Raw genomic sequence first — 9,473 nt, forward strand, 5'->3', positions numbered from 1 at the left:
TATTGAAGCCAACTGTTTAGATGCACTTGCTGCGTTTCAAATAGGAAGTTATTACAATATAGTAGTTGTTAAAAAAGAAGACGGTTCTTTTTTAGAATTAATAAATCCAAGAGTTATAAATCAAAAAGGCAGGGTAACAACAACAGAGAAGACTGCTTATTTTCCGGAATTAAGTGCGGAAGTTACAAGATATGAGACGATAAGTATAGTATATCAAGATAAAAATGGTACGCAGCACACGCTAAAAGCTGATGGAAATTTAAGTATTTTGCTTCAAAGAAAAATAGATTATACATTTGGATCTAGTTTTTTAAATAAACTAAATAAGCAAGAGAAGAAACTGTTTCAAAAAAAACTGGAGTTTGGAAGTAACATTGCAATCTCACAAAGTTGCCCTACAGTTTTTAAAAGAGATTATATTATTAAAGTTATTAATGCAGTTATGATTGTTATGGTAACTTTACTTGTAGGTTCACTGTTTTTAGATGATAGTGCTTCAGGGCAACTATGGAAGTATCAAACGTATCTTTTTCTTGCTGCAATTGTATTAAATATTATCTATTTCTTTTATGCTCAGTATGAGGGTAAAAAATTTACTTCATGTACTAGTTGTCAAATTGGAAATATAATCGGAACAGCTGTGATACTTTTAGCAAAACTATTAGTAATCATGTTACTTTCATATTTCATAATATAACAAAAAATTAAGCAAATTGAAAAAAATAGTACCAAACCTTGTAAAAAATCATACGCTTTTAGTTTCTGCAAAGGAGTATATACTTTTAAGGTGGATTTCTAATAAGTCGCTTCAAGAGCTTTTTAAACTTCACGGTATTAATAAGAATATTTTTTTAAATAAGTATGCAAGCGGTGTCTTTGACTATTTTATGGATGTGATAGATGCAAAAGTGGCAATAGGAAACTGTCCAATTATGCAGAATCTACTTCTATATCTTAAAGATAAAGATATTAGAGCGGATGAGCTTTTTGAGATTTGCAGCCACTTTCGAAGATCAATGATTGATTTTGCACATGATTCAAGCTTTGGTTCAAAAAATATTTATGATGAGATTTATTATATTTTTGATAAAAATTTTCAGGGTATTTTAAAATATTATACAGATACAATTTTTGAAAAAGAGCAGGAGATTAACAGGCATGTTAAACTTCTCAACGAGTACCAAAAAGCACTTGATGAGAGCGCTATTATCTCTAAAACGGATCAAAACGGGATAATAACATATGTAAATGATAAGTATGTAAAACTAAGCGGATACAGTGTTGATGAGCTTATGGGCAGTAATCATAGCTTAATTAAGCACGAGGATATGCCGCGAGAGTATTTTGATGATTTATGGTTTCAGCTTGAAAATGCCGGTATTTTCAGGGGTACGATTAAGAACAATAAAAAAAATGGAGGTTACTTCTATATTGATGTGACTATTACCAAAATAATAGACCCATATGACAACTCAAAAGAGTATATCTCTATAGGCAACGATGTTACAACACTCATAGATGCAAGACTTGAAGCACAAAAGGCTTCACAAGCAAAAGATTATTTTTTATCAAATATGTCACATGAGATTAGGACTCCACTAAATGCAATTTTGGGCTTTGTTAATCTTTTGATGGAGCAGGATCTCTCAAAACAACATAGGAAATATTTGGAGATTATTCTAAACAGCGGAGAGAATCTGCTAAGTATAATAAATGATATTTTAGATTTTACAAAGTTAAGAAGCGGTGAGTTTGCGATTGAACCTAGAATTTTCTCCATTCATAATGAGATAAGCCACACACTAGAGCTTTTTGTAGCTTCTGCAAATGCCAAAGACATTATAGTTACATCTTTTATAGACCCTGCGATACCAAAAGAGCTATATGCTGACTCGTTAAGAATAAAGCAGATTTTATCTAATCTTTTAAGTAACGCTATAAAGTTTACCAAAATTGGCGGGCATGTCCATGTTGAGGCTGCTTGTAAGAACAATATACTACAAGTGAGTGTTCGAGACAACGGCATAGGTGTAGCAGAAGAGGATATCCGAAGTATTTTTAATGCATTTACTCAGGCTGGAAGATGGGAGATAGAGAAGTTAGAGGGAACGGGGCTGGGCTTGTCCATCTGTCATCAGCTCGCAGAGCATATGGGCGGTAGCGTGCATGTGAAGTCGAAGCCAGGGGAGGGGAGCACTTTTTGGGTTGAAATACCGGTAGAGATTCATAACTACGAGTGTCAAATTTTCAGTGATTTAGATGAGCTAAAGACGTTAAAAACGGTATTTTACTCAAAAGATATGATTAGAGGATATAAGGCAGACTCCTTTTTAAAATATTCAGATATGTTCAATATGAATATAAAGATGGTAGATAATCTGGACGCAGAGTATGACATAGCTGTATTTTTGGATGAGTATCTTGATGCGCAGATGAAAGAGAAAATTATAAACTCTGATAAAAAGTATATTGCCATCACGAGTAATCCAAGTGACAAATATGAAAACTATACGCATATATCATCTGCCTGCTTTCCTCTTTACTGCTCTAAAATTAGAACCGCTTTTGATGAGCTTCTTCATTTGGACTCTTTCTCTGTGCATAAGCATGAAAGAATAATGAGGTTTGAAGGGCATGTCCTAATAGCAGAGGATAATGAAGCAAACCAAGAGCTTATTAAAATATTACTCAGTAAATATGGGCTTACTTTCGATCTAGCGACAAATGGTTTGGAAGCTCTAAATCTTTATAAAAGAAAAAAGTATGACCTTATTTTAATGGATGAGCAGATGCCTGTTATGGATGGTAATGAAGCTGTCCAAAATATTATAAGGTATGAAAAGGAAAATGGTCTAAGGCATACGCCGGTATCTGCTTTAACTGCAAATGTAATAAAAGGTGCAAAAGAGAGAGGGCTAAAGAGTGGGTTTGACTCATTTTTAGGAAAACCGATTGCCATTAAAGAACTTGAGAGGGTTTTTTTTAACTACCTAAAGGTTTCAAAAGATGTCACAGAAAGTAGTCTTAAGAGTAGCAAAGCTGAAAATGTAATTAAAGAAGGACTAGACCATGAAAAACTGAGTCAGGAGTTGATGCTAAGCAGTGATGAACTTGTAATGCTTGCCAAGTTATTTCTAAAAAAAATGGCAAACCAAATCCCTGAACTCCAAGAGGCTATAGCTTCAAAAGAGTATAATAAAATATCACTTATTGCTCATAGTATAAAGGGCTCAAGCGGTAACTTTAGACTTGAAGTCATGCAAGAGGAGAGTGAAAAAATTGAGAAGATGGCAAAAGCCAAGAGTGAAGATTTTGATTTTGAGCACTCTTTTGAAAAAATAAAGAGTGCGTTGGCTCAGATAAAAGTCAATTGACTACTTCTCTATGTAGTAGCCAATCCCGGAAGCATTTTTGATAATATCTGAGGGAAGCTTGCTTCTAAGTCTCCACATAAGTGTTCTGATGCTGTTCTCTGTGGCTCCGTTTTCTTTCCAGACATAATCAATCGCTTGAGAGAAGCTGATGGTATGTCCAAGTTTTGCAACAAGAAGTCTCAGAATTGCCCGCTCTTTTTTTGTAAGTTTTATCTTCTCATGATTATACAGTATCTCATCTTGAACTATTTCCAGAAGGTAGCCGTTACCAAAAGATATGATAGGTTTCTCAGACTCTCTTTTGGCATATAGAAGTTTTTCTACGCTATTTTGGTCTAGTTTTGTAGTACCGACTTCTTCACTTCTTTTGTTCTCCATCTCGAATTTAAAAATTGCCATCTGTATAGTTGCATGAAGAGAGGAAGGATCAAAAGGTTTTACTATATAGCCGTAAGGCTCTGTTTTTGCCGCTTCTGCTATGATGTCATCATCACTGTAAGAGGTTAGGTAGATAAATGGAATTGCATAATTTTGTCTAATCGTCTTTGCAAGCTCAATTCCGTCGCTGCTCTCTTGCAAGGAGATGTCAATAATAATAACATCAGGTCTATATGAAGCTATTTTCTCTTTTGCTTCTTCTGAATTGTCATACATTGCAACTATTTCATAACCATGTTTTTGAAGCGACAACTTCAAGTTTAAGGCTGTAATCTCATCATCTTCAACAATTATGATTGTGTGTTTATCCATTGTTAATCCAAATAATCATATCTCTTTTTTTATAATAATGACATTATAGTATAAGTTTTTTTAATTTCATAATAAAAATGTGATTATTGTGATTATATCGTTACAAAATTACACTGTAAACTTTTTTATGTTTTTTTTTGCCATTTTGGAATGATGTTTGCTATAGTTAAAGAATGTTTTTGGAGATATTGTAATGAATTTCATTGAGACTCTAAGGTTAAAAAGTAAACTTTTTTTTATTTTTATCATTATTACTCTTGGGCTAATAATTGTTGGAGTCATGGGTGCAATAAATTTAAACTCCATGAAAAAAAATCTCGATTCCCTCTATTTTGGCTCTTTGGTGCCGGTAATAGAGCTAAATAAGATACTTCAAACATATCAAGGTATGATAACAAATACATTTTACAAGGCAAAAAATGCGCAACTTGCTCCGCATGAAATCAAATCACAAATAAAAACTGCATTAGAAGCGATTGAGAAAGATTGGAAGAGTTATGAATCTCATTTTAAAAGAGATTATGAACTTGAGTATGTAGAGTATGCCGCAACTGAAATTAAAGAGGTTAATTACTATTTTTATAGAATATTCGAGGCTATAGAACAAGAGAGTGATGCCAAAAAATTACTAATTGGTAATATAGAAAAAAAAATTGCCCATGTGCATCAGGTAATAAATAAATTAATAACGTATGAGGTTGAGGTTGCCAAGCTTGAGAGGAAAAACTTTTTAACGCTATATGATACGATTTTAGTAAAAGTAGGTTCTATTTTATTGATGGTTATTTTTGGAGTTATGATAATCTCTTTTTATGTTTTTAAAAGTATACAAAGCGATCAAAGTACACTTGAGAGAACTACAAAAAAACTAAAAATTGCAAACAAAAAATTGGAAAATGTTTCTTATACCGACTCCCTAACAGGTCTTTACAACAGAAGGTATTTTAATCTTGTATATGACAAAGAGATAAAAAGAGCAAAAAGAAACCATACCAATATCACATTTATGATGCTTGATATTGACTACTTTAAACAGTATAACGACATGTATGGTCACATAGAGGGAGATTTTGCTCTCAGGAGTGTTGCAAAGGTTTTTAAAGACTTATTAAAGCGTCCAAGTGATTTTATTTTTAGGCTCGGGGGAGAGGAGTTTGGAATACTTCTTACCGAAGTGACGGAATTAAACAGTGAAATAATTGCCCAAGCTATCTGTGATGCCATCAAGGCGCGTAAGATTAAGCATGAGGGTTCTAAAATAGATGAATTTTTAACTGTATCAATAGGTGTCGCTTCTTGCATAGCAGATGAAGCATTAGATGATGAAGTTTTGATAAGCAAAGCGGATGAGATGCTCTACCATGCAAAAGAAAATGGGAGAAACAAGTATATTATAACTACGAATATAAGCGTTGCAACTCCGCAGGTAGCGGAGAAAGCAAGCGCCTAAACTATTCCTTGCTCGATCATAGCATCAGCTACTTTTCTAAATCCTGCGATATTAGCACCCAACACTAAGTTTGTAGGTTCCCCAAACTCAGCGGCAGTTGCGCTTGCATTTACATAAATATTTTTCATGATTTGTGCTAATTTTGTGTCAACCTCTTCAAAAGTCCAATTGACCATGGAAGCATTTTGTGCCATCTCTAGCTGACTTGTAGCAACACCGCCGGCATTTGCAGCTTTACCCGGACCGTAACAAATTTTTGCATCAATAAATGCATGAACTGCCTCAAGAGTTGAGGGCATATTTGCGCCCTCACTTATACAAACACAGCCGTTTGCAAGAAGATTTTTCGCATCATTTAAATTTAATTCATTTTGTGTAGCACTTGGAAATGCTGCATAACACGGAATCGAGTAAACACCGTTACAATCTTCAGGATACTCTTCAATCGGAGTGTATTTTGCATTTGGTCTATATTTTACATACTCCGTAAGTCTCTCTCTTTTTACCTCTTTTAGGTCTTTTAAAAGTTCTAAATCAATTCCCTCAGCATCATAAATCATACCGTTTGAATCGCTACATGTAATAGGAATAGCTCCTAGATGATAGAGTTTTTCAATTGTATAGATAGAAACATTTCCGCTTCCGGATACTACACATTTTTTACCCTCTAGTGTTTCGCCTCTGTCTTCTAACATGTACTTGGCAAAGTAAACAGCACCATAACCGGTAGCCTCTGTTCTTGCAAGTGAGCCACCCCATTTTAGTGATTTTCCAGTTAGTACGCCCTCGTATTTGTTTGCTAATTTTTTATACATACCAAACATGTAGCCGATTTCTCTTCCACCAACTCCAATGTCTCCGGCAGGAACATCCGTATTTGCACCAATATGTCTAAATAGTTCGCTCATGAAAGCTTGGCAAAATCTCATGATTTCATTGTTTGATTTACCTTTAGGGTTAAAATCGCTTCCACCTTTTCCGCCTCCGATTTGAAGACCTGTTAATGAATTTTTAAATATCTGCTCAAACCCTAAAAACTTAATAACTCCGGCATTTACACTTGGGTGAAATCTTAAACCGCCTTTATATGGTCCTAAAGCAGAGTTAAACTCTATTCTATAACCTTTATTTACTTGAATAACACCGTTATCATCAACCCAATTTACACGAAATAGTATCTGTCTCTCAGGCTCGACAATTCTCTCTATGATTTTGTGATCTCTATATTTTGGGTATTTAATCATTAACGGTCGTAGTGATTCAAGAACTTCTTCAGCAGCCTGATAAAACTCTTTTTGAGACGGGCTTGATCTCTTTAAATATTCAAAAACATCTTTTACATATGGCATATATTTTTCCTTCTTCTAAATAGAGAGGGATAATACTATAAAGAAAATTAAATTTTCTATAATGAGTGTAGATTTTAATAAACTTTTTAAATAATAATCAGTTTTTACCGTTTTTTAATTGACAAATAAAATATATTTCGGTAGCCTTGAGTGAGATACGTATAGGTTTGCGCTGGAAAAATTTAGGGGAATATTAGCATGAAAATAACTAAAGAGAAATTTGATGAAGCAAAAATTATTGCAAAAAAATGGCAGCAGCATATAGAAAAGCATAGAGAATCACAAGAACAGAAATTTCACGATACTATGGGCAGAATGCTAAAAGAACCGAGGAATAAAATCTTTTTGATTGAACTCTTAGACCAGAGTTTTCGTTCACGTAATCCCCATAGAGTTGCCGAGCAGATAGAGTATATTTTTAAAAAGTATAAGGATTCGAGTTTTTTTAGCACTTTTGAAGAGTTGCTTGTGCTCTCCTTTCGAAAAGTCGGTATCTACATGACTAATATCTCCGTGCCTATTTTTATAAAATACCTTAGAGAAGACATAAAAAATGTAGTTATCCCAGGCGAGGAAAAGGCTCTTGTCGCACATATTAAAAAGAGAAAAGAAGAGGGAACTCGTGTAAATATAAATATAATAGGAGAGATAGTTTTAGGAGAAGAGGAGGCGGATGAGAGGGTTGAGAAATATATAAAAACTCTTCAAAATCCACATATTGACTATATCTCCATTAAAATATCTACCATTTTTTCGCAGATAAATCCTTTGGCACATGCATGGAGCGTAGATCAGATTTCAAATAAATTAGAAAAAATTTATGATGCTGCCATGCAAAATAGATTTATAGATGCAAACGGCGAAGAAAAGGAGAAGTTTATAAACCTTGACATGGAGGAGTATAAAGATGTTCGTCTTACAATGGATGTATTTAAAAAGACGCTCTCGCTTGAGAAATTTAAACATCTATATGCGGGAATCGTGCTTCAGACATATCTTCCAGATACTTTAAAACTGGCTAAAGAGTTGACTCTTTGGGCAAAGCAGAGAGTCCATAGCGGCGGAGCACCTATCAAGATTCGCCTTGTAAAAGGCGCAAATCAGGAAATGGAGCTTACAGAAGCTAGCCTTAGAGGTTGGGAGTGTGTAACATATAGAAAAAAATCTCAAAGTGATGCAAATTTTAAACTTATTATGGATTATCTTTTAGATGCAGAAGTAGCGCCGTATGTACACCTTGGAGTTGCTTCACATAATCTTTTTGATCAGGCTCTTGGAATGTTTCTAGCAAAACAAAGAGGGGTTGAGAAGTTTTATAGCGCAGAGATGCTTGAGGGCATGAGCGAGACTGCCTACAGCGTTCTTAAAAATGAGGGTATAAATGTCATACTTTATGCTCCAACGGCGACAAAAGAGACCTTTACAAATGCAATAGCTTATCTTGTTAGAAGGTTTGATGAAAATACGGCACCGCAGAACTTTTTGCGCCATAGTTTCGGGCTTAAGGTAGGCTCTGATGCTTGGGATACTCTTGTGAAAAGTTACGATGATGCCATAGAAGAGATAGAAGATTTGAGGCTAACTCCTTATAGAGTTCAAGATAGAAATATAGAGCCGACAAAACCTGAAATTGATTTAAATAGCTATCTGTACGAGAGTGAGGCAGATACCGACTTTGTACTCAAGCAAAACAAAAAGTGGGCTCAAGAGATTGCCCATAAGTGGAAAAATATAGCAAAAAACGGTGGATATCATGCAAAGCCGGTGGTGGCTTCAAAGGAGATTGAGAGCCATGAGAGTGTAAAGGTAATAGATAAATCTCAATACCATGACGGCATTATTGTTGGCTCTTACGTAAGGGCGAATGCGGCAGATATGCATGAAGCCGTAAAAACTGCAAAAACTGATCTTGATGGTTGGAGAAATCTAAGCACAAAAGAGCGTCAAAAGATTTTAATGAATGCGGCACATGAGTTTAGAAAAAGAAGAGCTGACCTAATAGGAGTTGCTGCCGCAGAAGTCGGGAAAGTCTTTAGCGAAACAGATGTTGAGGTTTCAGAAGCTATAGATTTTTTAAACTTCTATCCCTATAGCGTAAGAAAGATAGAGGAGCTTGGAGGTGTGCATCTAGCTCCAAAAGGAGTAGGGCTCGTAGTGAGCCCTTGGAACTTTCCAGTAGCCATTCCCGCAGGTGGTATTGCTGCAGCACTTGCCGCAGGAAACAGTGTTATACTAAAGCCTGCATCAGATGCAGTTCTTTGTGCATATATGGTTTGCGAATGTTTTTGGAGTGCGGGTGTGAGTAAAAATACGCTCCAGTTTCTTCCATCAAGTGGAGCTTTAGTAGGCAAAGAGCTTGTCACAAACAGAGATATAGATTTTATAATATTTACAGGAGGCGAGCAGACGGCATACGACATGATAAAACTGCGCCCAGATATTTATCTCAGTGCAGAGACAGGCGGTAAAGACGCCACCATAGTTACGGCTTTGGCGGATCGTGATCAGGCTGTTAAAAATGTTGTGGCTTCTGCCTTTAATAACTCAGGG

6 protein-coding genes are annotated in these 9,473 nt (G+C 35.3%); 4 read left to right on the forward strand and 2 right to left on the reverse strand.

The window, feature by feature from the left end; all coding sequences use genetic code 11:
* The coding region (locus M0Q17_RS09305; RefSeq protein WP_295086199.1) for a peptide deformylase at positions 1-697 on the forward strand (697 nt) is incomplete at its 5' end.
* 16 nt (positions 698-713) lie between these two features.
* The gene (locus tag M0Q17_RS09310) at positions 714-3,374 is read left to right on the forward strand and encodes an ATP-binding protein (protein WP_295086200.1); all 2,661 of its coding nucleotides are present in this window, start codon (positions 714-716) and stop codon (positions 3,372-3,374) included.
* Here M0Q17_RS09310 and M0Q17_RS09315 read toward each other — a convergent pair whose 3' ends face one another.
* Complete coding sequence (locus M0Q17_RS09315) at positions 3,375-4,124, reverse strand: response regulator (RefSeq protein WP_295086201.1); 750 nt, start codon at positions 4,122-4,124, stop codon at positions 3,375-3,377.
* Between the two features lie 193 nt (positions 4,125-4,317).
* Between M0Q17_RS09315 and M0Q17_RS09320 the strand changes: the two genes are divergently transcribed.
* A complete protein-coding gene (locus M0Q17_RS09320) occupies positions 4,318-5,574 on the forward strand; it encodes a diguanylate cyclase (protein WP_295086202.1) in 1,257 nt (418 codons plus the stop codon).
* On the opposite strand, the gene gdhA is transcribed toward M0Q17_RS09320, so the two are convergent.
* Positions 5,571-6,923 (reverse strand): NADP-specific glutamate dehydrogenase, encoded by a 1,353-nt coding sequence (gdhA, locus tag M0Q17_RS09325; RefSeq protein ID WP_295086203.1) that lies wholly within the window; start codon positions 6,921-6,923, stop codon positions 5,571-5,573. The two genes, M0Q17_RS09320 and gdhA, sit on opposite strands and share 4 nt — an antisense overlap.
* A gap of 198 nt (positions 6,924-7,121) precedes the next feature.
* Here gdhA and M0Q17_RS09330 point away from each other — a divergent pair.
* On the forward strand, positions 7,122-9,473 hold a 2,352-nt coding region (locus M0Q17_RS09330), incomplete at its 3' end, for a bifunctional proline dehydrogenase/L-glutamate gamma-semialdehyde dehydrogenase (RefSeq protein ID WP_295086205.1).

It is taken from the genome of Sulfurimonas sp. (assembly GCF_023229105.1).
Classification (GTDB): Bacteria; Campylobacterota; Campylobacteria; order Campylobacterales; family Sulfurimonadaceae; genus Sulfurimonas.